Origin of the sequence: Christensenella hongkongensis, assembly GCF_000981035.1 — a bacterium.
GTDB lineage: Bacteria > Bacillota > Clostridia > Christensenellales > Christensenellaceae > Christensenella > Christensenella hongkongensis.
Map to the genome: position 1 here is coordinate 198,971 of NZ_LAYJ01000112.1, position 25,759 is coordinate 224,729.

General features: G+C 50.6%; 26 protein-coding genes. 21 read left to right on the top strand and 5 right to left on the bottom strand.

What is annotated here, in order from left to right; genetic code table 11:
* Positions 1-134: 134 nt before the first annotated feature.
* The 3 genes from CHK_RS10935 to CHK_RS10945 are packed head-to-tail and all read left to right on the top strand — an operon-like array spanning position 135 to position 3,793.
* On the top strand, positions 135-1,649 hold the full coding sequence (locus tag CHK_RS10935; protein ID WP_046444080.1) for a sugar ABC transporter ATP-binding protein: 1,515 nt from the start codon (positions 135-137) through the stop codon (positions 1,647-1,649).
* 29 nt (positions 1,650-1,678) lie between these two features.
* The gene (locus tag CHK_RS10940; protein ID WP_082103526.1) at positions 1,679-2,659 is read left to right on the top strand and encodes an ABC transporter permease; all 981 of its coding nucleotides are present in this window, start codon (positions 1,679-1,681) and stop codon (positions 2,657-2,659) included.
* A 57-nt stretch (positions 2,660-2,716) separates the two neighbouring features.
* Positions 2,717-3,793 (top strand): sugar-binding protein, encoded by a 1,077-nt coding sequence (locus CHK_RS10945; protein ID WP_052740537.1) that lies wholly within the window; start codon positions 2,717-2,719, stop codon positions 3,791-3,793.
* 188 nt (positions 3,794-3,981) lie between these two features.
* Here the strand turns inward: CHK_RS10945 and CHK_RS10950 are convergent, their stop codons facing one another.
* Positions 3,982-5,028, bottom strand: coding sequence for a Gfo/Idh/MocA family protein (locus tag CHK_RS10950; RefSeq protein ID WP_046444081.1), 1,047 nt, complete (start codon positions 5,026-5,028; stop codon positions 3,982-3,984).
* A 164-nt stretch (positions 5,029-5,192) separates the two neighbouring features.
* Between CHK_RS10950 and CHK_RS10955 the strand changes: the two genes are divergently transcribed.
* From CHK_RS10955 to CHK_RS16375, 6 genes are all read left to right on the top strand, one after another.
* The gene (locus CHK_RS10955) at positions 5,193-6,344 is read left to right on the top strand and encodes a Gfo/Idh/MocA family protein (protein ID WP_046444082.1); all 1,152 of its coding nucleotides are present in this window, start codon (positions 5,193-5,195) and stop codon (positions 6,342-6,344) included.
* Between the two features lie 54 nt (positions 6,345-6,398).
* Entirely contained in the window at positions 6,399-7,319 is a 921-nt protein-coding gene (locus CHK_RS10960; RefSeq protein WP_046444083.1) for a helix-turn-helix domain-containing protein, read from the top strand.
* A gap of 195 nt (positions 7,320-7,514) precedes the next feature.
* Entirely contained in the window at positions 7,515-8,546 is a 1,032-nt protein-coding gene (locus tag CHK_RS10965) for a TIM barrel protein (RefSeq protein WP_046444084.1), read from the top strand.
* 92 nt (positions 8,547-8,638) lie between these two features.
* On the top strand, positions 8,639-9,262 hold the full coding sequence (locus CHK_RS10970) for a DUF4867 family protein (protein WP_046444085.1): 624 nt from the start codon (positions 8,639-8,641) through the stop codon (positions 9,260-9,262).
* 20 nt (positions 9,263-9,282) lie between these two features.
* Entirely contained in the window at positions 9,283-10,773 is a 1,491-nt protein-coding gene (locus tag CHK_RS10975) for an L-fucose/L-arabinose isomerase family protein (RefSeq protein ID WP_046444086.1), read from the top strand.
* Between the two features lie 378 nt (positions 10,774-11,151).
* A complete protein-coding gene (locus tag CHK_RS16375) occupies positions 11,152-11,325 on the top strand; it encodes a hypothetical protein (RefSeq protein ID WP_160295640.1) in 174 nt (57 codons plus the stop codon).
* Positions 11,326-11,402: 77 nt separating this feature from the next.
* Here CHK_RS16375 and CHK_RS10980 read toward each other — a convergent pair whose 3' ends face one another.
* Entirely contained in the window at positions 11,403-11,582 is a 180-nt protein-coding gene (locus tag CHK_RS10980) for a hypothetical protein (RefSeq protein WP_046444087.1), read from the bottom strand.
* Positions 11,583-11,763: 181 nt separating this feature from the next.
* On the opposite strand from CHK_RS10980, the gene CHK_RS10985 reads away from it, so the two are divergent.
* The gene (locus tag CHK_RS10985) at positions 11,764-12,696 is read left to right on the top strand and encodes a YitT family protein (RefSeq protein WP_082103527.1); all 933 of its coding nucleotides are present in this window, start codon (positions 11,764-11,766) and stop codon (positions 12,694-12,696) included.
* Here the strand turns inward: CHK_RS10985 and CHK_RS10990 are convergent.
* Genes CHK_RS10990 through CHK_RS11000 form a run of 3 tightly spaced genes read right to left on the bottom strand, consistent with a single transcriptional unit; the run spans position 12,693 to position 15,002 of the window.
* On the bottom strand, positions 12,693-13,727 hold the full coding sequence (locus CHK_RS10990; RefSeq protein WP_046444088.1) for a 2-hydroxyacid dehydrogenase: 1,035 nt from the start codon (positions 13,725-13,727) through the stop codon (positions 12,693-12,695). The genes CHK_RS10985 and CHK_RS10990 overlap by 4 nt on opposite strands.
* Positions 13,728-13,751: 24 nt before the next feature.
* A complete protein-coding gene (locus tag CHK_RS10995; RefSeq protein ID WP_046444089.1) occupies positions 13,752-14,012 on the bottom strand; it encodes a hypothetical protein in 261 nt (86 codons plus the stop codon).
* A 51-nt stretch (positions 14,013-14,063) separates the two neighbouring features.
* The gene (locus tag CHK_RS11000; protein WP_307757335.1) at positions 14,064-15,002 is read right to left on the bottom strand and encodes a DMT family transporter; all 939 of its coding nucleotides are present in this window, start codon (positions 15,000-15,002) and stop codon (positions 14,064-14,066) included.
* A gap of 185 nt (positions 15,003-15,187) precedes the next feature.
* Here CHK_RS11000 and CHK_RS11005 point away from each other — a divergent pair, with 185 nt between their 5' ends.
* The 11 genes from CHK_RS11005 (at position 15,188) to CHK_RS11055 (ending at position 25,688) form a co-directional block, all read left to right on the top strand.
* Complete coding sequence (locus tag CHK_RS11005) at positions 15,188-17,122, top strand: aconitate hydratase (RefSeq protein WP_046444091.1); 1,935 nt, start codon at positions 15,188-15,190, stop codon at positions 17,120-17,122.
* A 134-nt stretch (positions 17,123-17,256) separates the two neighbouring features.
* Complete coding sequence (locus CHK_RS11010; protein ID WP_046444092.1) at positions 17,257-18,207, top strand: 3-oxoacyl-ACP synthase III family protein; 951 nt, start codon at positions 17,257-17,259, stop codon at positions 18,205-18,207.
* A 60-nt stretch (positions 18,208-18,267) separates the two neighbouring features.
* Positions 18,268-18,486, top strand: coding sequence for an acyl carrier protein (locus CHK_RS11015; RefSeq protein WP_046444093.1), 219 nt, complete (start codon positions 18,268-18,270; stop codon positions 18,484-18,486).
* Between the two features lie 87 nt (positions 18,487-18,573).
* The gene (locus CHK_RS11020) at positions 18,574-19,509 is read left to right on the top strand and encodes an ACP S-malonyltransferase (protein WP_046444094.1); all 936 of its coding nucleotides are present in this window, start codon (positions 18,574-18,576) and stop codon (positions 19,507-19,509) included.
* 26 nt (positions 19,510-19,535) lie between these two features.
* Complete coding sequence (fabG, locus tag CHK_RS11025) at positions 19,536-20,270, top strand: 3-oxoacyl-[acyl-carrier-protein] reductase (protein ID WP_046444095.1); 735 nt, start codon at positions 19,536-19,538, stop codon at positions 20,268-20,270.
* Positions 20,271-20,351: 81 nt separating this feature from the next.
* Positions 20,352-21,593, top strand: a complete 1,242-nt coding sequence (gene fabF, locus CHK_RS11030) for a beta-ketoacyl-ACP synthase II (protein ID WP_046444096.1) — start codon at positions 20,352-20,354, stop codon at positions 21,591-21,593.
* Positions 21,594-21,632: 39 nt separating this feature from the next.
* On the top strand, positions 21,633-22,118 hold the full coding sequence (locus tag CHK_RS11035; protein WP_046444097.1) for an acetyl-CoA carboxylase biotin carboxyl carrier protein: 486 nt from the start codon (positions 21,633-21,635) through the stop codon (positions 22,116-22,118).
* Positions 22,119-22,136: 18 nt separating this feature from the next.
* Positions 22,137-22,568 carry a 3-hydroxyacyl-ACP dehydratase FabZ gene (gene fabZ, locus CHK_RS11040; RefSeq protein ID WP_046444098.1) on the top strand — a complete coding sequence of 144 codons (432 nt, stop codon included), beginning with the start codon at positions 22,137-22,139 and terminating at the stop codon, positions 22,566-22,568.
* Between the two features lie 40 nt (positions 22,569-22,608).
* A complete protein-coding gene (gene accC / locus CHK_RS11045) occupies positions 22,609-23,958 on the top strand; it encodes an acetyl-CoA carboxylase biotin carboxylase subunit (RefSeq protein ID WP_046444099.1) in 1,350 nt (449 codons plus the stop codon).
* A 3-nt stretch (positions 23,959-23,961) separates the two neighbouring features.
* A complete protein-coding gene (gene accD, locus CHK_RS11050) occupies positions 23,962-24,876 on the top strand; it encodes an acetyl-CoA carboxylase, carboxyltransferase subunit beta (RefSeq protein ID WP_082103528.1) in 915 nt (304 codons plus the stop codon).
* Positions 24,873-25,688, top strand: a complete 816-nt coding sequence (locus CHK_RS11055; RefSeq protein ID WP_046444100.1) for an acetyl-CoA carboxylase carboxyltransferase subunit alpha — start codon at positions 24,873-24,875, stop codon at positions 25,686-25,688. The genes accD and CHK_RS11055 overlap by 4 nt, the downstream gene beginning before the upstream one ends.
* The last annotated feature ends 71 nt before the right edge of the window (positions 25,689-25,759 follow it).

The window sequence follows — 25,759 nt, forward strand, 5'->3', positions numbered from 1 at the left end:
GTTTCAGCGAAAGCAGCAGGAGACACCGTGGTTTGAGAAAAAAGCGGTGTATTGAATATTACCAATGAGAAAAACAGAATAGTTTTCCAACATGAATGGCATAAATAAAGGTGCTGTGGGAGGAGGATGAGCGAATGGGCAATGAAGTTTTGAGGGTGAAAGACATTGAAAAATCATTCCCGGGCGTCAGAGCATTACATGACGTTAACTTTTCAATTAAGGCGGGAGAGGTACACGCGCTGATCGGAGAGAACGGAGCGGGCAAATCAACGCTGATGAAGATTTTGAGCGGTGTCTACACAAAGGATGGAGGACAGGTTTTCATTGACGGCAAGGAAGTGGAAATCCATTCTCCGGAGCACGCGACACAGCTTGGAATCAGCATTATTTATCAGGAATTGAACCTGATGCCGAACCTGAGTATTGGCGAGAATATTTTTATGGGCAGGGAAAAAAGAAAGGGTTTGCTTTTTGATTCCAAAACGACACAGAAAGAAGCGTCGATGTATTCCAAAGAGGTTGGCCTCCATATTGACGTGAATACGCTTGTGAAAGATCTTTCGATTGCGCAGAGGCAGATGGTGGAGGTCGCGAAAGCACTTTCAGTGAATTCAAAGGTCATCATTATGGACGAGCCAACTTCATCCCTCACGGAGCGGGAAAACGAGATTTTGATGGGCATTATCCGCAAACTGCGCGATCAGGGAAAGGGCATCGTATTTATTTCGCATAAGCTGAGCGAAATATTTGAGATTGCGGATCGCATTACGGTGCTGCGCGACGGAGAGTGCATTGATACGGTGCCTGCAGGTGAATGCAGCGAAGAAAAATTGATACAGATGATGGTTGGCAGGGAAATCAACGATCTGTTCCCCAAGGTGTCGGCGCAGCGTGGGGAAAAGATTATGGAGGTAAGCCACCTTACCTCGGGAAAAGCGGTACAGGATGTAAGCTTTTCGCTTTACAGGGGCGAGGTGCTCGGTTTTGCCGGGCTTGTAGGGGCCGGACGCAGTGAAACGATGGCGGCAATCTTTGGCACAGAGCGAATGGATTCCGGCGAGATTACAATAGATGGAAAGAAGATAGGAAACCATCAGGCGAGCGATTCTATTGCGCTTGGTATGGGGTTTGTCCCGGAAGACAGAAAGTTGCAGGGCCTCATCCTTGGGATGGCGGTGCGCGAAAATGTTACGATGGCAAGCCTTGAAAGCGTGAGCAAGGGGAACCTGATCAAATCGAGGGAAGAAAGCAAAGTTACGAATTATTATGTGGAAAAGCTTTCGATCAAGACTCCGGGAATCGAACAAAAAACAGAGAACCTTTCGGGCGGCAACCAACAAAAGGTGGTTATTGCCAAATGGCTTGCAACACATCCAAAGATCCTGATTCTGGACGAGCCGACAAGAGGCATAGATGTTGGGGCTAAAAAGGAAATCTATATGCTGATGAATACGCTGGTACAGGAGGGTGTCAGCATCATCATGGTATCGTCCGAGCTTCCGGAGGTAATCGGCATGAGCGACAGGATCGTCGTGATGAATGAAGGCAAAATAAAAGGAATCGTGTCCAGGGAGGAAGCGACGCAGGAAGGCATTATGTCTATTATCCTGCAGGGGCAGGATGACCAACCTGAGCCACAGCAGGCATAAAAGTATTCGAAAAGGATGGAGAGATATTTATGAAAAATTCAGAAAGTATGACGTTGAAATCACCTAATATTTTTGTGAAATTCAAGAATTCGGCATCATTTGGTATTGTGATCATTCTCGTAGCGCTTTGCGCCGTGCTCACGATCACAACCGGAAGTGCGTTTTTGTCCTCGGATAATCTGCTTTCGGTATTCAGGCAGTTTTCGTTTACGGCAATCATGGCAATCGGCGAATGCCTTGTCATCATTACCGCGGGTATCGACCTTTCGGTTGGTTCGATCTTTGCGTTTTCCGGCGTCGTTGGCGGCATGGCGATGGCAAACTGGGGAATGGGGACGCTTGGCGGCCTTGTAATGGGCTGCGCGGCAGGTCTTGCATTCGGCCTTGCGAACGGCCTTTTTGTAACAAAGCTCAAGCTGCCTCCGTTCATTGCGACGCTGGGCACCATGAGCATTGCGCGCGGGCTTTCTTACGGCATCACAGGCGGATACCCCATCAATAAATTACCGGACGGTTTTAAGTTTATTGGACAGGGCTACATTGCAGGAATCCCCACGCCGATCATTTTGCTGATTGTTGTGGCCATCATATTTGGCATTTTACTTCATAAATCAGTGGTGGGCCGACGGATTTACGCGATTGGCGGAAATGAAGAAGCCGCGCGTGTATCGGGCGTTCATGTGGACAGGGTTAAAATTCTTGTGTTTGCAATGAGCGGACTTCTTGCAGGCCTTGCGGGCCTTGCGACGGCGGCGCGCCTTGGCGTAGCACAATCCACAGCGGGGCAGGGTTATGAACTGGATGCAATCGCGGCGGTTATCATTGGCGGCGCGAGCGTAAACGGTGGCACGGGCAACATAGCGGGGCCGATACTCGGCGCGGCGATTATGGGCGTACTGCGAAACGGGCTGGTGCTGCTGAGCGTATCGGCTTACTGGCAGCAGGCGGTGCTTGGTATCGTTATCATACTGGCAGTTACATTTGATAAGCTGCGTTCTTCAAAACGGTAATACGGATTTATAATTTCTCTTGAAACAGAGGAAAAATTATACTAGGAGGAAAAAATTATGAAAAGAAATCTGAAACGGATATTGGGATGCGCTTTGGTCATGGTGCTTGTTTTTGCACTTGCAGCCTGCTCGATGGACGCGCCGGGTACGGAATCATCCGCACCGGCTGAGTCGTCGGCCCCGGCGGAATCCTCGGCGGCTCCGGCTGCAAGCTCGGATACTGGCGGAGCGGGAGCTGAAAAAGCGGATGGAGACATTACGATCGCAGTGGTTCCAAAGTCCCTGGATAATTCGATCTTTATTGACGCAAAGGTTGGCGCAGAGAATAAAGCGAAAGAACTTGGGATCAACATGGAATGGGTTGGGCCGGCAAAGTCGGACGCTGCAGAGCAGGTTAACGTAATTGAAGGCCTGATCCAGAAGAAGGTTGACGGCATCCTTATCAGCTGCAACGACGCGGACGCTTTGAAGGACGTGATTGATAAAGCGGTTGCGGCGGGCATCCCGGTTGGAACGTTTGACTCAGATTCGCCGGATTCGCAAAGAGCGTTTTATGCAGGAACCAACAACTATGAAATCGGCAAGCTGGGCGGCGAAAAAATGCTCGAAGCACTGCCGGACGGCGGTAAGGTAGCAATCCTGACAGGCGTGCTCGGAGCACCAAACCTTGAGGAAAGGATCACAGGCTTCAAAGACGCTGTAGAAGGAAGTAACATTGAAGTACTCCCCGTGCAGACCGGCGAGGACGACGTACAGAAATCTGTTGAAGTTGTCGCCCAGTTTACAACAGCAAACCCGGACCTCGCAGGCTGGTTCTTTGACGGCGGCTGGCCGCTCTTTGCAGATCCGGATTCTTCTCCTGAGCTCAAGGAATTCTCGGCAAACGGAGGCAAGGTTATCTCTGTTGACAGCGCTTATCCTATGCTGCAATTCGTACAGCTCGATATGGTAGACCAGCTGATCGGACAGAATTATCCAAAGATGGGCGAAATCGGCATCGAGACACTCTACAAAATCATCAAGGGCGATACGAGCGTTGATCTGGGAGACGATACGCATTACATTGACACCGGATTTGAAGAGATCGATAAATCAAACGTGGAAGAAGCGCTGAAGACAAAAACAGCATATTAAGAATAAGAAGGATAAAACAGCGCCTTCGGCAGCGCAGGCATTGAGACAAAAGGCCTTCTCCCTCCATGGAGGGGGAAGGCTGTTTTGTAAAAGAGGCAGGGGCTTGAAGGATAAGAAAAAAGACTGCCGGAATTGCGGCAGTCTGGTCAGAATGGCCCTTGTATAGTATGATGGAAAGGACAATTCCCTTAATCGATATGAATGATCACATTTTCCTCTGAGGAGCGATAAGCGGCCTCCATGATGCGCTGCACGCGTACAGCGTCGCTTGCCGGAGCCTCAAGGGGAAGGCCCTTTAAAATCGAGTTTGAAAAGCTCTCTATTTCGCGCGTGTACATGTTGCCAAAATCGCCGGCGATATCGACGCCGGTAAACGCGTTGTGATCCTGTTTGGGATCATAACCGCCAACGTTTTCCAGATACAGTGCGTTCAGGCTGCCGCCGTCGTTTTGGCCGATTACGTTTTCGCCCATCAGGCGGCCCTTGGTACCAAAAAGCTCAACCCGCCATTTTGCAGCCTGGTCAGGAATATTGAAGTTTGTCTGGATTACGCACTGCGCGCCGTTTTCAAGCTCGAGCAAAACAGTAGAGGAATCCTCAACGTCGTAGTGGAACACTACCGTGTCGTTCATGGCTGCAACGCGCCGGACGCGGCTGCCGGTGATATATTGCATGAGGTCTATCGTGTGCACGCCCATATCCATCATACACCCGCCGCCGGACATGGCTTTTACCTGCCTCCAGTTGCCTTCCATATCAGGGTTCCAAAGCGTGAACTGGGAATAGCCTGATACGACCTGGCCGATGCGTCCGTCCTGGACGGCGCGTTTCATTTCCATGATATGCGAACCAAAACGCATCATCAGCCCCGCGGCGATCCGGACTCCCTTTTTCTCGCAATGGTCGAGTACCTGCTGCCCTTCCTCGCTGGACATCGCAAGAGGCTTTTCAATCAGGATGTGCTTTCCCGCATCCGCTGCGGCGATTGCCTGTCTTCCATGGAAGGTGACGGGGGATGCGATATAAACGGCGTCCACCTCAGGATCGGCAAGAAGCTCATGCTCGTTTGTATAGCTGCGTTTGGCATGGTATTTATCGCGCAGCCTTTCGGCGTCTGCGGCGGAAACCTCCATAACGGCTGTAAGCTCGGCATTTTTCGCGTCCATCATGCCCGGCAGGGTACGACGGTCGGCAATTCCGCCGGCGCCAATGACTCCAAAACGTAATTTTTCCATTGTATGTAACCCTCACTCTCTTTGGTTCGTCTGCGGACGCGTGCAGCGTTCCGTCCAGATGATAATTTTATTATAACATTGTAAAAAACGAAAACAACGGTTTCGGGGAAAGAACGCAAACATATAAGACAAATCATAACAAACATAGGCGGGAGGATAAGCAAATGACAAAACTAAAGTACGGGATGGTCGGCGGCGGGCCGGGCGCGTTTATCGGCGCGGTGCACAGGGCGGCGATTCGCCTGAACGATGAAGCGCAGCTTGTGGCGGGATGTTTTTCGAATATTGAAGCAGAAATCGTGCAGGCAGGCGAAGAACTTGGAATAGACACACAGCGCAATTACCGGACCTTTGAAGAAATGGCCGAAAGGGAAGGCGCACGGGAGGATAAAATAGACTGGGTGGATATCGTTACGCCCAACCGGTTTCATTATCCTGCGGCAAAGCTGTTTTTACAGCAGGGCATCAGCGTGGTATGCGAAAAACCGCTGTGCTTCACGGTGAAGCAGGGTGAGGAACTCAAACGGCTCGCGCAGGAAAAAGGCTGCCTGTTTTGCGTGCCGTATACGTATACGGGGCATGTCATGACGCGCGAGGCGCGCCAGCTTTTCCGCAACGGCGTAATCGAAAAAGTACGTATGGTGATTGCCGAATATCCGCAGGATTGGCTGATTGACTCGCTGGAAAATGTGACGGAGGAGAATAAACCATGGCGGACGGATCCGGCGCTGTCGGGCAGGGGAGCGTGCGTGGCGGACCTTGGAACACATATTGAAAACTGGGTTAGTTATGTGACAGGGCTGAGCATCAGTTCGCTGTGCTGCAATCTTGACGTGTTTGGAACTGGCGGCGTGCTGGACAATAACGTCGAGGTGCTTGTGAAATATGATGGCGGCGCGTCGGGAATGTACTGGACTTCACAGGTGGCGATCGGGTTTGATAACGCGCTTAAAATCAGGGTTTTTGGGGAAAAGGGCACGCTTGAATTTGTGCAGGAGGAAAACAACTACCTGAAGGTTTCGCTGCGCGGACAGCCGCCGATGGTCTACAGCCGCGGGGCGGCATATTTAACGCCGGAGGCGCAGAAGTATGTACGTGTGCCATGCGGGCATCCGGAAGGGCTGACGGAGGCGTTTGCTAATATCTACCGGGATTTTTGCGCTGCCCTGCGCGACCGGCGTTCCGGCAAAAAAGTCGTGGAGGAAAGCTACGGCTATCCGACGATCGATATGGGGATTGAAGGAGTGCGGTTTTTAAGCAAATGCGTGGACAGCTCTGAAGCGGGCGCGGTCTGGGTAGATATGAACGGGGAATAATCCCGTTACCATTTGCTGATATGCTGTAGAAAAAACGTGTGAGGTGTATGTCCTATGGAATATGAATTCGTAACGCACATCAAGGGAACCAGCCTGAAGACCTTTGTCGTGGTGATCAATCAGCGGGAATACCATTTCCACAGCGATATGGAAATCATGATGGTGCTTGACGGCAGCATGAGCCTTGACGATGGAAAGGAGCGCCACCTGCTGCGTAAAAATGATATCTTTTTATGCAACAGAAATGAAATACACAGTTTGCGGCATACGGACCAGAACAATATGTCTATTGTAATCCAGTTCGACCTTGACCTGTGCAAGGCCTATTATCCCAAAATAACCCATGTGCGGTTTCGGCACAAGCATATCATCAAGGAGAAATCCTACGAGTACTGGAACAGGCTGCGCCAGTGCATGATAGACATTGTCACCTGTTATACGCAGAAAAAGGACGGCCATCCAATCGAAATGATGGCAATACTCAACCATATGATTTATACGATGATCCAGTATGACAACTATATCCTGCTGGACGAAAAAACCGTGAACGCAGAAAGCCGGAACATGGACAGGATGCGGCATATCATAGAATACATCAAGGATAATTTTATGTATCCGATCACACTCAAGGAGATTGCGCATAAAGAAAAGCTGGATATGTATTATCTTTCGCACTTTATCAAAAACTACCTTGGTATCTCCTTCCAGAAATATTTACGGCGCATCCGCGTGGAAAAAGCGGAAAACCTGCTTTTGAATACGGATCTGAACCTGATCGATATCTGTATGGAATGTGGATTTTCGGATTACAAGTACCTGAACAAGGCGTTTCAGGATGAATTCCACTGCTCGCCGACGGAGTACAGGAAAACCAATAAAAGACGGCAGGAGGACGTTTCGGAATGCAGCGAGCAGCACATTATGATGGAGGCGGGCCGCGCACTTAAGGCCATTAAGAAAAATGAAAGCGAATGACAAAAAAAGGGAACAATCAAAACCACTGGATATGCGATAAAATATAGGATTTTTTCATGGAATAAACAATGGTGTCTTAAAAAAAAAGCAAAGCTGTCAGCATGAATTTTGCAGGAGTGCATATAATGATAATAAAGTTAACTTTATTCTTTTTTCATTGATAAAACAAAATACAGGCAGGAGGAAAATTGCACTATGGCAAAATTCAGATTTACCGTTGGCCCGTGGAATGTCCACGAAGGCAACGAAACATTCGGTCCGGGGATTCGTCCTTCGATTCCGCTGGAGGAAAAGCTTAAAACATTTGCAGAAATCGGCATGGATGGCGTACAGTTTCATGACGACGATGCGGTTCCGGATATCAATAATATGTCGGAGAAAGCGATCGTCGATTATGCGAAGGATTTGAAGGCCACGCTTGATAAAGACGGCTTGTTTGCGGAATTCGTCGCACCCCGCCTGTGGTTTGACGCGCATACCAACGACGGAGGCTTTACGGCAAGCAAAAAAGAGGATTATGATTTTGCGATCTGGAGGTCGCTGCGGTCGGTTGATATCGCACGGGCGCTTGGTACGGATAAGATACAGCTTTGGCTTGCAAGGGAAGGTACGCTTTGTGCCGAAGGGAAAAACCCTGTAGAAAAAATCATCCAGATGAGGGACGCGTTCAATACCATTCTGGAATACGATCCGGGTATCAAAATACTGATCGAGCCCAAGCCGAACGAGCCTATCGACAGGAGCTATTGCGGCACGGTAGGCCACGCGCTTACAGTCGGCGCAAATACGGTTGATCCGTCCCGTGTGGGCGTATGTATCGAAAGCGCGCATTCCATATTGGCAGGGCTTGATCCTGCGGATGATATGGCGCTTGCCATCACGTTTGGAAAATTATGGGGCGTACACCTCAACGATCAAAACGGCATACGCTACGATCAGGATAAGACCTTTGGAGTGGAAAACATCCGCGCTGCGTTTAACCAGGTGAAGGTGCTATACGAAAATAATTTTGGCGACAACGGCGAATGTGTGGGCCTTGATGTAAAATCCATGCGTACCCAGCCAGCAAGCGACTGCTACCGCCACATTATCAACAGCAAGAAAATATTTGAGCTGCTGCTTGAAAAGGTCAGGAAATTTGATTATAAATTTCAGGAGGAATGCGTCAGGGAACAAAACTTTGAAAAGCTTGAAATGTATGTGATGGAACTGCTTTTGAACGGCTGACGTTTCGCTTGGAAAATTTCAAAACACAATCTGTCATCGGGAGGGGAAGGCAACGCCGCTTTTCCCTCTTTTTTTAGAAGGGGGACAAATGAATGAATATTTTACCAATTACCTCGCCGCAGTTTGCCAAATACGGCAGGGTTCTGAAATTTAAAGGCGGCAAAGAGCTGCTGAAAGCAATGGAAAAAACGCCGATGCCTGACGATGTAATCTACGAGCCGGGCGACAAAGAACTGGAAAAGCTTGCCGCAGCAAAGGAGCTTAGGGATTCCGTCTATGGGGAGCTGCCTATACAGGTAGGCTATTGTAATGGAAAAAACAATATGCTTAACGCCCTTGAATATCACCGGTCGAGCGAGATAGACATTGCGTGCACAGACCTCGTGCTGCTGCTTGGGATGGAGCAGGACATTGACCGCAGTACAAATACCTACGACACCTCAAAAATCGAGGCGTTCCTGGTGCCCGCGGCAACGGCGGTGGAGCTTTATGCAACGGCCCTGCATTATGCGCCGTGCGGCGTAAATGGGCAAGGCTTCCGCTGCGTGGTGGTACTGCCGCAGAATACCAATCTCCCGCTTTCACAGGCGCCGCAAAAAGAGGGGGAAGACGCGCTTCTGTTCGCAAAAAACAAGTGGCTGATCGCCCACCCGCAGAGCGGGCTTGATAAGGACGGCGCTTTTATAGGACTGGTTGGCGAGAATATCGCCCTGTAAACAAATAGGAGGTCAAATCGATGAGCACAATTTCAAATATTCCACAGGTAAAGCTTGGCATCATCGCGGTGAGCCGCGACTGCTTTGTCATCTCGCTTTCAGAACGCCGCCGGGCAGCGATCACAAACGCGTGCGCCGGACGTGGAAGCGATATTTTTGAAGCAAAGACGACGGTAGAAAATGAAACCGATATGTTAAAGGCCGTGGATGAAGTAAACGCGGCGGGCTGTAACGCGCTGGTGGTGTTTCTGGGTAATTTTGGGCCGGAGACGCCGGAAACGCTGATAGCGCAGAAATTCGACGGGCCGGTGATGTATGCGGCAGCCGCGGAGGAAGCAGCGGACGACCTGATGAACGGGCGCGGAGACGCTTACTGCGGAATGCTGAACTGCTCCTATAACCTTGGGCTGCGAAACATACCGGCGGTAATTCCTTCCTATCCGGTGGGGAGTGCTGAGGATATCGCGCAAATGATTGCGGAGTTTATTCCGGTGGCGCGTACGCTCATAGGCATATCACACCTGAAAATCATCACGTTTGGGCCGCGCCCGCAAGACTTTTTTGCGTGCAACGCGCCAATCAAACCGCTTTATGATCTGGGCGTTGAAATCCAGGAAAATTCTGAGCTTGACCTGCTGATTGCCTACCGCGCCCATAAGGACGATACGCGTATTGCAGGCGTAGTGAAGGACATGGAACAGGAGCTTGGGGAAGGAAACACCTATCCAGACCTGCTGCCGCGTATGGCGCAGTTTGAGCTGACGCTCAAAGACTGGGCGGAGCAAAACAGGGGAGCCCGCGATTATGTGGCGTTTGCCAATAAATGCTGGCCTGCTTTTTCGGAAGAATTTGGATTCGAGCCCTGCTATGTTAACAGCAGGATGACCTCGCAAGGATATATAGTCGCGTGCGAGGTAGATATCTATGGAGCGCTTTCCGAATATATCGGCGCATGCGTTACGCAGGATGCCGTCACGATCCTCGATATCAATAATACCGTGCCCGAGGACCTGTATCAAAAAGAGATCAAAGGTAAGTACGATTATACGCTAAAGGATATCTTTATGGGTTTCCATTGCGGGAATACTCCGCTGTGCAAGCTTTCCAAAGGAGCGGTCAAATACCAGCTGATTTTGAATCGTTTGCTGGAAAACGGGGACGAGCCGGGCTTTACGCGCGGCACGCTTGAAGGGGATATCGCTCCGGGTGAGATTACCTTCTTCCGGTTGCAGAGTACGGCTGGCGGAGAGGTGAAATCCTACATCGCGCAGGGAGAGGTCCTGCCGGTTGGGACAGGGAGCTTTGGCGGCATCGGCATATTTGCCATCCCGGAAATGGGACGTTTTTACCGCAACGTATTGGTTGAAAAGAGATATCCGCATCATGGCGCGGTAGCATTCGCGCATTGCGGGAAAACGTTGTTTACCATCTTCTCTTACCTGGGCGTGAAGGATATTGCCTTCAACCGCCCCAAAGGAATGCTTTATCCAACGGAAAATCCGTTTGATTAAGATAACTTCGTTTCGAACCTCCTTCAGGACAAAAAGAAAAACCGCAGGAATACGGTTTTTCTTTTCTGTAAAAATGATGCGTGAATGGTAATAAATCAATGGAGATTGCAAGCGCGCGGTCTGTAAGGGTTCGGAACCTGTCTGCCTTTTCATGGCGGCTGATCCTTTTTGCGTATTTTCTTACATTATTACGTTTTCCCCGGGGGTTTTAGGAACAAAACGTTTTGCCGCAGGTTCCCATGCTTTCCCTGTGCTTTGTGCGCTTTCTCTGCTGCGGCTGGGCTTTGCTTCTTTGGAAGGGCCATGCTATGGTATAGGTGTCTTGCGCAGGACGACAGAACACTGGTGTTGATTATCATTGCAGGGAGGTGCATCGTTATGCAGCGCTATGCGGACCGAACCTTTTATCGCGGAGAACTCACAGCCTATGGCGTGTGTCCAAAATGCAGGGTTATATGTAAATTCCGGTCAATGGACCAGGCTTCGGAAAACGAGTACAAATGCGGACATTGTGATACGCCTGTAAAAGTAGTCAAGCTTTCGAAAGCATAAAACAATCCCGGCGTATGAAGCCGTGGAGTTTGATTGCAAATATCAAAAGCCGCCCAATGTGAAGGGCGGCTTTTGTGTTATTCTTTTTCTTCAGATTCGTATTTTTGGGATTCCCGGGATTCCCTTTCATGCTCCCTGTGTTTGTCCACTTCCTCTTTGAGCCGCGCCTGCTTCTGGCTGTTTTCCGCCTCGTAAGCGTCGCGCTCCTTGCGGATTTCGTTATCGTGAACCGCGGAGCGGTGTCCGTGCATTGTCATTTTGTTTCCCTCCCTGCTTGATCGGTTTTATACATAATACACTCTTTGTTTTGTATATAAACCGGGAATTGTACGAAAGATGTAACAAGAAAGCAAACAATGGGAGAGTCAACTGTTATTTGTGCTAAAATAGTGGAAAAAGGGTATGCTGGATGCTTTTCAGAATGAGGAGGCAATTAGGATGAAGAAACGCATTAACGCCAAAACGCTGACGATCGATCTCATACTGTTCCTGGTGGGAAGTTTTGTATTTGCGATCGCGATTAATTCCTTTATATCGCCGAACAACATTGCGCCGGGAGGGCTGACCGGTATCGCGACTATGCTCAATTACGTGTTTGGGCTGCCCATTGGTACCATGGTGATCGTGATGAATATTCCTTTGTTTCTATTGGGATTTTTTGCATTCGGTTTTCAATTTGTGATCAAGACCGTCGCCGCGACGATCATTTCATCGGTGATGATTGATGTGACGGAGGGGCTGCTTCCGGTCTATCAGGGCGATCCGCTGATTACGATCGTATTTGGTGGAGCGCTTTATGGAGCGGGGATTGCGCTCATACTGATGCGCGGGGGCACGACGGGAGGCACAGACCTTGTCGCAAACCTCGTGAGCAAGCGATGGCCGCATATTCCGATGGCGAAAATGATATTGATTACGAATGTGATCGTGGTTGCGTGCTCCGGCTTCGTATATGGGAACCTGGAAAGTCCACTGTACGCGATTATCGTCATTTTTATCGAATCAAAGGTAATCGACGCGATTTTGTACGGTACCAGCATTGCCACCGGTAAGATGCTGTTTATTATTTCAAAGAAAAACGACCTTATTGCAAATGAAATCATCTGCCGGCTTGGAAGGGGCGTTACGGCGCTCAAATCGCGCGGCGTATATACCGGCCAGGAAGGCGAGATGCTTGTTTGCGCGGTGCGCAGGCCGGAGGTAACGAAGATGTACCATCTGATCCATAAAATCGATCCCAACGCCTTTATTATCGTAGGAGAGGCGGGGCAAATCAGGGGCGTTGGCTTTCAGCCGAACGACGATCCTGCGGCAAAGGGCTTTTGCAAGCCCTGCATGGAGAACGAGAAGGCAAATCAGGGAGAAATTTAAAAACACCGTTTGTTATGGAACTTATCACACGAGGGCATTGATTTGCACTGGTAACAGATTTCGTTAAACAGGGGCTGATCCTGAAAATATGCGCTTAAGTTTTCGAGCGTCACCCGGGCGATATTCTGCAATGCTTCCCTCGTAAGAAACGCCTGATGGGACGTAATGATTACGTTGGGCATGGAAATCAGCCGCGCGAGAACATCGTCCTGCACGACGGTATTGGAAAAGTCTTCGAAAAAGAGCTCGCTTTCCTCCTCATATACGTCAAGCCCCGCCGCGCCGATTTTTCCGCTTTTCAGTCCGTCTACAAGCGCCTCGCTGTCAATAAGGGCTCCGCGGGATGTATTGATCAGAGTTACGCCGTCTTTCATACCTGAAATAGAGCCGCCATTAATGAGATGCTGCGTTTCCTTTGTCAGCGGGCAGTGCAGGGAGATTACGTCCGATTCGCGGCAAAGGGTGGCAAAGTCCACATATTCGATGCCCAGCTCCTCATTCGGATGAAGGTCGTACGCAAGGATTTTCATGCCGAAGCCCTTGCAGATATCGATAAAAATCTGGCCGATCTTCCCGGTGCCTACTACGCCCGCTGTTTTTCCGTGCAGGTCAAAGCCGGCAAGGCCGCTTAAGCTGAAATTAAATTCCCGCGTACGGTTGTAGGCGTGATGGATTTTGCGGTTCAAAGTCAAAAGCAGGGCCATTGCATGCTCGGCTACGGCGTATGGCGAATAAGCGGGTACGCGCAGGATATGTATTTTATCCCAGGCGGCCTTGAAATCAACGTTGTTGTAGCCCGCGCTGCGCAATGCAAGCACGCGGATACCATTCTGGTAAAGAACGTCTATCGTTTCCGCATCTACCGTATCGTTTACAAAGGCGCATACGCCGTCGCAGCCGCCCGCCATAACCGCAGTGTCCGCATTCAGCTTGTTTTCAAAATATTTCAATTCAAAACCGTATTCGCGGCTGTACTCGTTAAACCATGTTTTGTCGTATGGCTTCGCGTCGTAAAAAGCAATTTTTTTCATGGGATCCTTTCTTTTGGCAGTCTGTCAGCTGTCCAGAATTTGTATTTCAAATTTATCATAGGGGAACCTGTCCACAAAATCATCCGGCTTGAATGTCGCCTTACGGAACAGCCCCATTTGTTTGGTATGATTGGAATGCCACATGGGTACTTCTATGTCGAATTCTTTGGCAAAGCTTTCGAGGCACTCCAAAAGAGCGTCCGAAAAATCCGGCTTGCTGCTTGTGCAGGTGCTGGCGAGAAGCGTTTTACCATTTTTGTATAATTTGCCCCATACTGTAATCATTTCTTAATAACCGTCCTTCTTTTTATTGTAACCAGATAACCTGAAGCGCTATCAGTTTTTGTAGAGCGCCGCATTCTTTTTTGGCGGGCGAACCTTGTTGATTATGATGATTCCGGCGCAAACCAGCAGCAGTGCCAAAAGGCTTTGCAGGTGGAATGCCTGATCTGTTTCTCCTAGCAGCAGCGCGGAAAGGAGTACGCCGCATACCGGTATCATAAAGCCGAATACGGCAACCCTGGAAACCGGATTGTATTTCAGGAGCATCCCCCATACGGAATAGGCAATCGCAGAAACAAGCGCCAGGTAAATAAGCATGAGCATTCCCTGCATTGTAATATGGGGGAGCGCGCCGCCCAGCAAAAGTCCGACGATTGTCATCACAATACCGCCGAATAAAAACTGGTATCCGGAAAGAACCACAGGATCTTCCTGTTTGGAATAGATTTTGATCATGGACGAGGACATGGCATAGGCAATGTTCGAAAACAGGATAAAGCCCTCGCCGAAAAAGGTGAAGCCGGAAACGGAGCCAAGGCTTTGCAGGTTAACGACAATAATGCCGGAAAATCCAAGCAGGCAGCCTACAAACTTTGCTTTTGTGAATTTTTCCTGCCGGAACAAAAAGCATGCGATCAGGATGGCCAGAAAGGAGGAGGTGCCTCCGATGATTGCGGATTTCACTGCGGTGGTGTTCGCAAGGCCAATATAAAAAAACAGATATTGGGCAATCGTCTGGACGAGGGCCAGTTTGCCAATGCTCGGCAGGGAGGCCTTCTGCGGAAGAAGAAACCGTTTTTTCAATACGCTGCCGATAAGAATGGCAAGCGCGCCAGCAAGAGCAAAACGAAGCCCCGCGAAAAGGATTTGCGAGGCGGTGTCCCCTGAGGAGATCGCAAAGGCGGCATAGCCGAGCTTTACCACCGGGAAGGCGCTTCCCCAGAGCAGGCAGCATACGATTGCCAAAACGAATACGACGATATTTTTTTGCAAAAACTGCTTCTGTGTTTTTTGCCGCATATGACACCAACTTCACATTGAATTAATGATACTATACTATATTATATTATATAGTCGACAGCGTCAAAAAGAAAGGCACGCTACTTGAAAAAAGTAGGTAAAACGTATAAAATAAGCAGGTATATAATTAAGTAGAATAACGGAGGCAAAGAAAAAGAATGGGTAAACCGCTGGCTTATAAAATATTGGAGCAACATCTTGTTTCAGGCGAAATGATTCCCGGAAGCGAGATTTCCATCCGTATCGATTACACGCTGACACAGGACTCTACCGGAACAATGGCATACCTGCAGTTTGAAGCGATGGGCATCGACCGCGTAAAGACCAAACGGTCTGTGGCGTATATTGACCACAATACGCTGCAAAGCGGATTTGAAAACGCGGACGACCATAATTATATTATGAGCGTCGCAAAAAAACACGGAATCTATGCTTCGCGTCCGGGCAATGGTATCTGCCATCAGGTGAATCTGGAGAGATTCGGCGTGCCGGGGGCTACGCTTCTCGGATCAGACAGCCACACGCCAACGGGCGGCGGGATTGGAATGATTGCAATCGGCGCGGGCGGCCTTGACGTTGCAGTGGCAATGGGCGGCGGCGCATATTACCTGAATTGCCCTGAATTTGTAAATGTGGAGCTTGTGGGAGAGCTGAAACCGGGCGTATCGGCAAAGGACGTGATTTTGGAAGTGCTGCGCGTGATGAGCGTAAAAGGCGGCGTGGGTAAGATCATCGAATATACGGGCGAGGGTGTGAAAGCCCTTTCTGTTCCGGAGCGCGCCACCATTACCAATATGGGAGCGGAGCTTGGAGCGACGACCTCCATTTTCCCCAGTGACGAAGCCACAAGGGAATTCCTCGCGGCGCAGGGCAGGGAAAAAGACTTTACGCCTCTTTCTGCGGATGCGGACGCGCAGTATGACGAGCACATTGTAATTGACCTTGGCACGCTGCAGCCAATGGCCGCGATGCCGCACAGCCCGGATAATGTCAAGACGATCGGGGAAATCGGCCCGATCAAAGTAGACCAGGTATGTATTGGAAGCTGCACCAACGCTTCCTATCGCGACCTGATGCGCGTTGCGGCTATCCTGAAAGGAAAGACAGTAAACCCGCATACAAGCCTGACGATTTCACCCGGCTCCAAGCAGGTGATGAATATGCTGGCCAAAAACGGGGCGCTTGCCGATATGATCGATGCGGGCGCGCGCATTCTGGAATGCGCCTGCGGACCGTGCATCGGCATGGGGCAGTCTCCAGCGACGGATGCGGTTTCCGTGCGTACCTTTAACAGGAATTTCTTTGGAAGAAGCGGGACAAAAAGCGCAAGCGTATATCTCGTAAGTCCTGAAACGGCCGCGGTGACAGCATTAAACGGATACTTATCGGATGCGATGGAGCTTTCAGACCTTTCGATCCTCGACGTCGATATGCCGGAGCAATTTGAGGTAAACGACAACATGATTATTCCTCCAGCGGAATGCGCGTGTGAGGTAGAAGTGGTACGCGGTCCGAACATCAAGCCCTTCCCCAAACACGAGCCGCTTGCGGATGAGATCGAGGCGGAGGTTATGCTGAAAATGGAGGATAACATCACAACGGATCACATTATGCCCTCCAATGCAAAGCTGCTTCCCTACCGGTCCAATATTCCGTATCTGGCAGATTTCTGCCTGACGCCTGTAGACGAGACGTTCCCGGGCCGCGCGAAGGCAGCCGGAAAATCGATCCTTGTCGCGGGGCATAACTACGGGCAGGGCTCGTCAAGAGAGCACGCCGCGCTTGCGCCGCTGTATCTTGGCGTTAAAGCCGTTATCGCAAAGAGCTTTGCACGTATCCACATGGCAAACCTCATCAACAACGGAATTTTGCCGCTCACCTTTGTAAACGAAGCGGATTACGATAAGATCGACCAGGGCGATGTACTGAAGATTACCGGTGTGCGTGAAAACGTGAAAGGCAGGGAAATCTTCATTGTAAATAACGAAACCAAGGGAGCAAGCTTTGAAGTAGAGCTGAGTATTTCGCCGCGCCTGCGTGAAATGCTGCTCGCAGGTGGGCTGCTTAATTACACAAAAGAGGCGAATCAGTAAGAATAAAAGGAGCGGGGGGAGAAGCGGGAGCGTTCCTCCGGCTCCTGTTTTGATTGACATTTACAGTGGATTAGAATATTATTATACTGTCTAAATTTTGACTTATAGAAGAGGACGACGTTACTGGAGGAAATATGGGTATACGTATCATGGGCACCGGCAGTTACCTGCCTGAAAAGGTGATGACCAATGAGGACTTTGAAAAAATTATAGATACGTCTGACGAATGGATCACAAAACGCACGGGCATCAAGCGCCGGCATTACGTGGAAAACGGAATGTGGAACAAGGATATGTGCGTAATCGCGGCAAACATCGCGATGAAGGAAGCGGGGATCACGAAGGACGACCTCGGCGGGATCGTGGTCGCGTCTGTGACGAATGAAATGGGCGTGCCCTCCGTGGCAAGCCAGATCCAGCGCGAGCTTGAAATCCCTGTGGCGGTTTGCTTTGACGTAAACTCTGCATGTACTGGGTTTATGTTTGCGCTAAAGGCGGTGGAAGGCCTTTTGAAACCGGGCGGCAAGCCGTTTCTGGTGTGCGGAAGCGAGACGCTCTCGCGTTTTATGAATATGGACGACCGCGCAAGCTGTATTCTGTTTGGGGATGGAGCGGGCGCTATGGTTGTGGAGTATGGCGATAACCTTGAGTATTTTGAGGTGTATTCCAAGCCGGATACGGACGGGCTCATTGAGATCAACGGCATGAATACGCTTGTGGACGGCATAGTCCAGCCTTCCTACGCATCGCTGAAAGGGCGCGAGGTATACGTATTTGCAACGCGCGAGGCGGAACGCGTCATCAACGTTGCGCTCGAGGAAACGGGCAAAACGCCTGAGGAAATCGACTGGTTCCTGATGCACCAGTCCAATCAGCGCATTACGAAAACCATCGCACAGCGCCTTGGACAGCCAATCGAAAAGTTTTATTCCAATATCGACGATACGTCCAATACGTCGGCTGCGAGCATTCCGATTGCGCTTGACCAGATGAACAAAAAGGGCTTGCTCAAAAAAGGGCAGAAGCTTGTAATCGCGGGCTTTGGCGGCGGCTTATCGTCCGGCTGCGCGGTATACGAGTGGTAAACAGGTAAAAACGCGGTTACAAAGCGTTTGATTAATTATTTTTCTATGGAGGAAAAGCAAATGATTTATGAGAAAATAGCGGAAATTATCAGTGACAAAATGGATATCGACGTTGACGATATCACAATGGACGCAACCTTTGAGAGTCTCAAGATCGATTCTCTGGACATGGTTGAAATCGTAATGGACATCGAAGAAGAATTTGACGTATCCGTGGAGGAAGCGGAAAACCTGAAAAGCGTTGCAGACCTCGTAAAATATATCGAAGACAACAAATAAGCAATTATTTTTTTAGAATGAAACAGGAATGCGGGCGCAAAAGTATCTATTTTGCGCTTTCGCATATTTGTTTGGAGGAACTGACTATTGGGTAAACTGGCGGTGCTTTTTGCCGGGCAGGGCGCGCAAAAGACCGGAATGGGAAAAAGCCTTTTTGACAACGTTCCCGCAGCGCGGGCATTGTTTGAACGGGCGGAGAAGGTCCATCCCGGAATTTTGGATATGTGCTTTTCGGCAGAGCAAAGTGAACTGAATCAGACAATCAATACGCAGCCTGCTGTTTTTACAGTGGATGTCGCTGCATACGAGGCTTTGAAGTCTGCGGGGATACGTCCCGGCGCGGCTGCGGGGTTTTCTCTCGGCGAATATGCCGCGATAACGGCTGCGGGCGTGCTGCCCTTTGAGGAAACGCTGCGGCTTGTGGAAAAGCGCGCGGCGTGGATGCAGCAGGCATCTGAGGAGCATGAAGGCGCAATGGCGGCGGTGCTCGGGAAAACGGCGGAGGAGGTCAGGCAGCTTGCACAGCAGTTTGCAGGCGGCGGCGTTTTGATTCCGGTCAATTACAACTGCCCGGGGCAGACCGTGGTTGCGGGGGATTTATCGCGCATCGAGGCGATGATGGCGTACTGCAAGGAAAATAAAATCAAGTGTATGCGGCTGCCGGTAAACGGCGCGTTCCATTCGTCGCATATGGCACAGGCTGCAAAAAATATTTTGGGGGAGATTGAGGGCGCGCAGTTCGGCGTACCGGAATTTATCCTTTATGCAAACCGTACCGGAATGCCGTACGAAGAGCAGACAATGAAACAGGTAATGGCGGAGCAGACATCCAGCCCAGTGCTGTTCGAACAGATTATACGTTCGATGATCGGCGAGGGCTACGATACGTTCGTGGAGGTAGGCCCGGGGAAGACGCTCACAGGCTTTACAGGCAGGATCGACAAGGGCGTGAATACATATTGTATCAATGATTTTGAATCGTTTGAGGCGGCGGTAAGCGGACTCAAAGAGCTGGGATTTTGATTCCGGAGATACTGGAGGATTTTACAATGGCAAAAACAGCACTGATCACAGGAGCTTCGCGCGGGATTGGCAGGGAACTTGCCCTGCGGCTTGCGGATGAAGGCAATAACATTGTAGTCAATTATTTATTTGAGGACGAGGATTACGCCGGAGCGGTTGCGGAGATCGAGAAAAAGGGCGTAAAGGCAATCGCGATCAAAGCGGATGTAAGTAAATTTGGCGAAGTGGAAGCGATGATGAAGCAGACGGTGGAAACCTTTGGTTCTATCGATATTCTTGTCAATAACGCAGGCATCACGCGGGACGGTTTGCTGGCCCGCATGAAAGAAGAGGATTTTGACGCGGTAATCAACGTGAACCTGAAGAGCGTATTTAACTGCTGCCGCCATGCTGTGCCTTACATGATGAAGCAGAGAAGCGGATGTATTATCAACATGGCCTCCGTAGTCGGCTTGTGCGGTCAGGGCGGACAGACCAATTATTCTGCGTCTAAGGCAGGGATGATTGGCTTTACAAAATCTTTGGCAAAGGAAATCGGTTCGCGTAACATCACTGTGAATGCGGTTGCGCCGGGCTTTGTGGAAACACCGATGACAGATGCAATGCCCCAGAAGGCGCGCGAGGAAATTTTAGGCAGCATTCCGCTCAGGCGAGGCGGCTCTGTGGACGACATTGCCGACGCAGTCGCTTTTCTTGCAAGCGAGGCGGCGTCTTATATCACAGGGCATGTGCTTTCCGTCAACGGCGGAATGTATATGTAATAAGGGATCAGGCAAAGGCTTTGCCGGCGTGGCGCTCATAAGCGTTGCGGGCGGATTATAGATTGGAAGGAACAAAATTATATGGGCAGAAGAGTTGTTGTAACAGGAATGGGCATCCTTTCCCCAACCGGAAATACGGTAAATGAAGCGTGGAACAACGTTAAAAACGGCATAAATGGAATTGGGCCGCTCACCAAAGCAGGAGCGGAAGATTTGCCTGTCCATTTTGCGGGAGAGCTGAAAAATCTTGATCCGCTTGATTTTCTTGACAAAAAAGAAGTGCGCCGTTATGACGAGTATGCGCAATATGGTGTGATTGCAGGCAGTCAGGCAATGGCGGACGCAGGACTTGAGCAGGGAAAAGAGCTCCCGTGCGATCCGTTCCGGTTTGGCGTGCTTGTGGGGAGCGGTATCGGCGGCCTTGACACAATGGAAAAAGAAGTTACCAAGCTCAACGAAAAGGGCTTTAAGCGGGTTAACCCGCTTTTGATTCCCATGATGATCAGCAATATGGCGTCGGGGAACCTCGCCATCAGGCACGGGCTCAAAGGGTATTGTACCTCGATCGCAACGGCATGCGCGTCAGGCAATCACTCCATTGGTGATTCCTACCGCCTGATTAAGGACGGATATATGGACGCGATGCTCGCCGGAGGCGCGGAGTCTCCGATCAAAATGCTGGCGATCTCCGGATTTTTGGGGCTTAAGGCGCTGACCAAAGCAGATGTGCTGGAACGCGCGTCGATTCCTTTTGATCTGGAACGCAGCGGCTTTGTGATCGGCGAAGGCGCGGGCGTGCTGGTGCTGGAAGAATATGAAATGGCAAAAAAACGCGGCGCGCGCATCTATGCGGAAATTGTGGGCTATGGCGCAACGTGCGACGCTTACCATATGACCGCCCCGGAGCCGACCGGCGCAGCGGTTGCCAAGGCAATGCAAAATGCGCTTCTCAGCGCGGAGATGAAGCCGTCGGAGGTTTCGTATATCAACGCGCACGGCACGTCGACAGAGCTTAACGATAAAACGGAAACAATGGCGATCAAGCAGGTATTTGGCGAAGACGCTTGCAAAATCCCGGTATCCTCCACAAAATCGATGACAGGCCACGCGCTTGGCGCAGCAGGCGGTATCGAAGCAATTTTTTCGATCATGAGTATTGTGGACGGCTTTGTCCCGCCGACAATCAATTACCAGGTGGCGGATCCGGAATGCGACCTTGATTATGTTCCGAACGAAGGACGAAAACTGGACGTGCAGGCTGCGCTTTCAAATTCGCTTGGATTTGGCGGACATAACGCGGCGCTGCTGTTTAAAAAGGTTTGAGTAGTATAAATTTTGAATGATAAAAAGGAGTGCGAAACAGTGGATTTAAAATCAGTACTGGAACTCCTCAAGGCTGTGGACGACACAGATTTGAGTAAATTTGAATTAAACGACGGCGATTTCAGTCTCAAAATGGAACGTGGCACCGGAGAGTCAAAAACGGTTTATGTAACGGCTCCTCCGCAGATTTCCGCGCAAATCGCTTCCGGACCGGTGGCTGCTATGCCGACGGCGGCGCCTGCGGCAGAAGCGCCCGCTTCTCCTGCTACGGCGGAGGCTCCGGTTCAGCAGGAAAGCCGCGGCAAGGAAATCGTTTCCCCGCTGGTGGGCGTATATCATAAGCTTTCAGAGGGCAAGGACGTCAAAATTGGCGACAAGCTCAAAAAGGGTGATATCATCTGCATGGTTGAGGCGATGAAGCTGATGAACGAGATTACAATGCCAGAGGATGGCGAAATCACATGGGTTGCCTGCGAAGACGGCGACAGTGTGGAATACGGCCAGCTTTTGTTCAACTATATTTAAGACGGGGGGAGCCAGATAATGATTGATCAGGAAGGCATCAAAAAAATTATTCCGCATCGCGCCCCGTTCCTGTTTTTGGACGAAGTCCTGGAGTGCGAGGTGGCAAAGCGCACCAAGGCGCTGTGGCGTATCCGCGAGGACTTGTTTTGCTTCAAAGGGCATTTCCCGGGGAATCCGATTTTACCGGGCGTATTGATTACAGAGGCACTTGCGCAGGCAGGTGCTGTTGCAATTTTGCAGGATGAGAAGTATAAAGGGCGTCTTGCCGTATTTGGAGGAATCGATAAGGTTCGTTTCCGCGGCATGGTAAAGCCGGGGGACGACATGATCCTCGAAACGGAAATCCTGCGGCTGTCCTCGATGGGCGGCAAGGGAAAAGTCAAAGCGACCGTAAAGGATCAGGTTGTGTGCGAGGGAGAGATTTTGTTCGTGCTTGTGAAGCAGGACTGAAGACGCGCACAAACGCTTTGCATGAGTGAAGGAGTATTCAATGATTAATAAGGTTTTGATTGCTAACCGCGGGGAGATCGCCGTTCGTGTGATACGTGCGTGCCGCGAGATGGGGATAGAAACCGTTGCGGTATATTCGACGATCGATGCAAATGCCCTGCATACGCAGCTTGCGGATGAGGCATATTGCATTGGGCCGCCTGCGCCAAAGGACAGCTACCTGAATGCGTACAACCTGCTTTCTGCAGCCAGCATATCAGGAGCGGACGCAATCCATCCGGGCTACGGCTTTTTATCTGAAAATTCAAAATTTGTGCGCATGTGCAATAAAAGCAACGTGATTTTTATCGGCCCCGATGCGGACGCAATGGAAAAAATGGGCGATAAGCTGATGGCGAGGCGAATCATGACTGAGGCGGATGTGCCGATTATTCCGGGTTCGCTTGAGGCGCTTAAAAACGCACGCGAAGCCAAAAAGATCGCCAAGAAGATTGGGTATCCGGTCATGATCAAGGCTGCGAACGGCGGCGGAGGCCGCGGGATACGCAAGGTAGACCAGGAGGCAGACCTTGAGGATGCGTTTGACGCGGCGTATAAAGAAGCGTTGGGGGCGTTTGGCGACGGGACGCTTTATATGGAAAAATGTATTATGGACGCGCGGCATATTGAAGTGCAGATCATGTGCGACAATCATGGAAACGCGGTGTATTTGTACGAACGCGAGTGTTCTTTGCAGAGAAGGAACCAAAAGGTGATGGAAGAGGCGCCCAGCATCGCGTTTGGCGATGATAAGCGCCGGGAGATCGGCGAGGCGGCGGTACGCGCCGCGAAGGCGTCCGGTTATAAAAATGCGGGAACGATTGAATTTTTATACGACGAGCAGTCGGGCAATTATTATTTTATGGAGCTCAACGCGCGCGTGCAGGTAGAGCACCCGGTGACAGAGATGATTACGGGCAAGGATATTGTGCGCGAGCAGATACTGGTTGCGAACGGGGCAAAGCTCTCCTTTGAGCAAAAGGATATTCCGTTGATGGGACATGCGATTGAATGCCGTATCAACGCGGAGGATCCGGAAAAGAATTTTATGCCGTCAATCGGTATGATCGACGCGCTGCACCTTCCGGGAGGGCCGGGTGTGAGGTTTGATACGGCAATGTATACCGGTTACCAGATTCCGCCAACCTATGACAGCATGATTGGTAAACTGATTGTGCACGCGCCCACACGCGAGCGTGCAATGGCCAAAATGCGCGCAGCCCTTACGGAGCTTGTTGTGGACGGCGTAGAAACAAATGCGGATTTCCAACTCGATCTTTTGAACAATGAAGACGTGATCACTGGAAAGCTCGATACCGGGCTTGTGGGGCGTATCATGGAGGCAAAATAATCAATGGGTTTATTTTCTAAAAAACGCAAAGACATTACGATGCGCGTATATCGCACAAACCAGCAGACGGAGATGCCGGTACTGCCGGAGGAGCAGATCATCAATCCGCCTGTCGCCCACGATGAGGAGCAGGTGGAGGGCATGTGGGAAAAGTGCCCTGAATGCGGGGCCGTTATTTATACGGACGATCTTCTTGCAAACCTTAACGTATGCACAAATTGCCATTATCATTTCAGGCTTTCCGCACGCCAGCGGATTCTTTACACGGCGGATGACGGCAGCTTTACGGAGATAGACTGCGGGCTCATTGGAAAGAATCCGCTCGACTTTCCCGGTTACGAACAAAAGATCAAAAAAATCCGCGCTTATACCAATGAAGAGGAAGCGATTATCACAGGCGAATGCACGATCGGCGGGCAGCCGGCGGTGATCGCCGTAATGGACGGCTTTTTCATGATGGGCTCTATGGGCGCGGCTGTGGGAGAAAAGTTTGCGCGTGCAGCAGAGCTTGCGCTGCAAAAGAAACTGCCGCTTGTTGCCTTTACGGTTTCCGGCGGCGCACGCATGCAGGAGGGCCTTGTTTCCCTGATGCAGATGAGCAAAACCGCTGCTATGATCGGCAGGCTCGATCAGGAAGGGCTTCCATATATTGTAGTATTGACAGATCCAACAACAGGCGGTGTAACCGCAAGCTTTGCGATGCTTGGCGATGTGACGATCTCTGAGCCGAACGCAATTATTGGGTTTGCGGGACGGCGTGTGATCGAGCAGACAGTGAAGCAGATATTGCCGCCCACCTTCCAGACGGCGGAGTTTCTGATGGAAAAGGGCTTTATCGATATGATCGTACCGCGTGGCGAGCTAAAGGAAACGCTCACGAAGGTGCTGAAGCTGCATACGGGAGGTGGCGCGAAATGAGTGAAAAACGCTCGGCATGGGGGATCGTACAAACAGCGCGCGATCCCAAACGGACGACAGCGCAGTACATGATCAAATATATCTTTGATGATTTTATGGAAATGCACGGCGATAAGCTGTTCGCAGACGATGCGGCGGTGATCGGCGGCATCGGATACCTGGACGGCATACCCGTTACGGTGGTCGGACAGGAAAAAGGCGCAGACCTGCGCGAAAAGGTGACGCGCAATTTTGGATGCGCCAACCCGGAAGGTTACCGTAAATCGCTGCGGCTGATGCGGCAGGCGGAGAAGTTCCACCGCCCGGTAATCTGCATTGTGGATACGCAGGGAGCGTTTTGCGGGATTGGTGCGGAGGAACGCGGCATGGGCGAAGCGCTTGCGCGGAACCTGCTTGAGCTTTCCAGGCTCAAAACGCCGGTGATCGGCCTGTTTATCGGCGAAGGCGGAAGCGGCGGCGCGATTGCACTTGCAGTAGCCGACAGGCTCGCTATGCTTGAAAATGCCGTATATTCCATTCTTTCGCCCGAGGGCTTTTCCAGTATCTTATGGAAGGATTCCTCGCGGGCTGCGGAAGCCGCGGAGCTGATGCGAATGACAGCCGCGGAGGTAAAGGAACTTGGATTTATTGACGATGTGATTCCAGAGCCGGAAGGCGGCGCGCACTCGGACGATAAAGGCAAGTTTGCCAGGATTGTGAAAAAGTATCTTGCAGACGCAGTGCGCGAGCTGCAAAAGGAACCGATCGATAAGCTGTTGGAAAAGCGGTATGAAAAAATCCGGTCGTTTGGGCAGGATGCGGTAAAAGAATAAAAAAGAGCTGTCCCTGATTTTCAGGGACAGCTCTTTTTTTATGCTTCAGATGCGGTGGAGACCGGTATCAG

What these genes read in the sequence shown, in the direction of transcription:
- CHK_RS10975 (WP_046444086.1), top strand. Translation starts at nt 9,283, where the DNA reads ATGAGCACAATTTCAAATATTCCACAGGTAAAGCTTGGCATCATCGCG.
- CHK_RS10935 (WP_046444080.1), top strand. Translation starts at nt 135, where the DNA reads ATGGGCAATGAAGTTTTGAGGGTGAAAGACATTGAAAAATCATTCCCG.
- CHK_RS11015 (WP_046444093.1), top strand. Translation starts at nt 18,268, where the DNA reads ATGATTTATGAGAAAATAGCGGAAATTATCAGTGACAAAATGGATATC.
- fabF (WP_046444096.1), top strand. Translation starts at nt 20,352, where the DNA reads ATGGGCAGAAGAGTTGTTGTAACAGGAATGGGCATCCTTTCCCCAACC.
- CHK_RS11010 (WP_046444092.1), top strand. Translation starts at nt 17,257, where the DNA reads ATGGGTATACGTATCATGGGCACCGGCAGTTACCTGCCTGAAAAGGTG.
- CHK_RS10965 (WP_046444084.1), top strand. Translation starts at nt 7,515, where the DNA reads ATGGCAAAATTCAGATTTACCGTTGGCCCGTGGAATGTCCACGAAGGC.
- CHK_RS10970 (WP_046444085.1), top strand. Translation starts at nt 8,639, where the DNA reads ATGAATATTTTACCAATTACCTCGCCGCAGTTTGCCAAATACGGCAGG.
- fabG (WP_046444095.1), top strand. Translation starts at nt 19,536, where the DNA reads ATGGCAAAAACAGCACTGATCACAGGAGCTTCGCGCGGGATTGGCAGG.
- CHK_RS10995 (WP_046444089.1), bottom strand. Translation starts at nt 14,012, where the DNA reads ATGATTACAGTATGGGGCAAATTATACAAAAATGGTAAAACGCTTCTC.
- CHK_RS11055 (WP_046444100.1), top strand. Translation starts at nt 24,873, where the DNA reads ATGAGTGAAAAACGCTCGGCATGGGGGATCGTACAAACAGCGCGCGAT.
- accD (WP_082103528.1), top strand. Translation starts at nt 23,962, where the DNA reads ATGGGTTTATTTTCTAAAAAACGCAAAGACATTACGATGCGCGTATAT.
- CHK_RS10985 (WP_082103527.1), top strand. Translation starts at nt 11,764, where the DNA reads ATGAAGAAACGCATTAACGCCAAAACGCTGACGATCGATCTCATACTG.
- CHK_RS10980 (WP_046444087.1), bottom strand. Translation starts at nt 11,582, where the DNA reads ATGACAATGCACGGACACCGCTCCGCGGTTCACGATAACGAAATCCGC.
- CHK_RS10960 (WP_046444083.1), top strand. Translation starts at nt 6,399, where the DNA reads ATGGAATATGAATTCGTAACGCACATCAAGGGAACCAGCCTGAAGACC.
- CHK_RS10955 (WP_046444082.1), top strand. Translation starts at nt 5,193, where the DNA reads ATGACAAAACTAAAGTACGGGATGGTCGGCGGCGGGCCGGGCGCGTTT.
- CHK_RS10940 (WP_082103526.1), top strand. Translation starts at nt 1,679, where the DNA reads ATGAAAAATTCAGAAAGTATGACGTTGAAATCACCTAATATTTTTGTG.
- CHK_RS10990 (WP_046444088.1), bottom strand. Translation starts at nt 13,727, where the DNA reads ATGAAAAAAATTGCTTTTTACGACGCGAAGCCATACGACAAAACATGG.
- CHK_RS10950 (WP_046444081.1), bottom strand. Translation starts at nt 5,028, where the DNA reads ATGGAAAAATTACGTTTTGGAGTCATTGGCGCCGGCGGAATTGCCGAC.
- fabZ (WP_046444098.1), top strand. Translation starts at nt 22,137, where the DNA reads ATGATTGATCAGGAAGGCATCAAAAAAATTATTCCGCATCGCGCCCCG.
- CHK_RS10945 (WP_052740537.1), top strand. Translation starts at nt 2,717, where the DNA reads ATGAAAAGAAATCTGAAACGGATATTGGGATGCGCTTTGGTCATGGTG.
- accC (WP_046444099.1), top strand. Translation starts at nt 22,609, where the DNA reads ATGATTAATAAGGTTTTGATTGCTAACCGCGGGGAGATCGCCGTTCGT.
- CHK_RS16375 (WP_160295640.1), top strand. Translation starts at nt 11,152, where the DNA reads ATGCAGCGCTATGCGGACCGAACCTTTTATCGCGGAGAACTCACAGCC.
- CHK_RS11005 (WP_046444091.1), top strand. Translation starts at nt 15,188, where the DNA reads ATGGGTAAACCGCTGGCTTATAAAATATTGGAGCAACATCTTGTTTCA.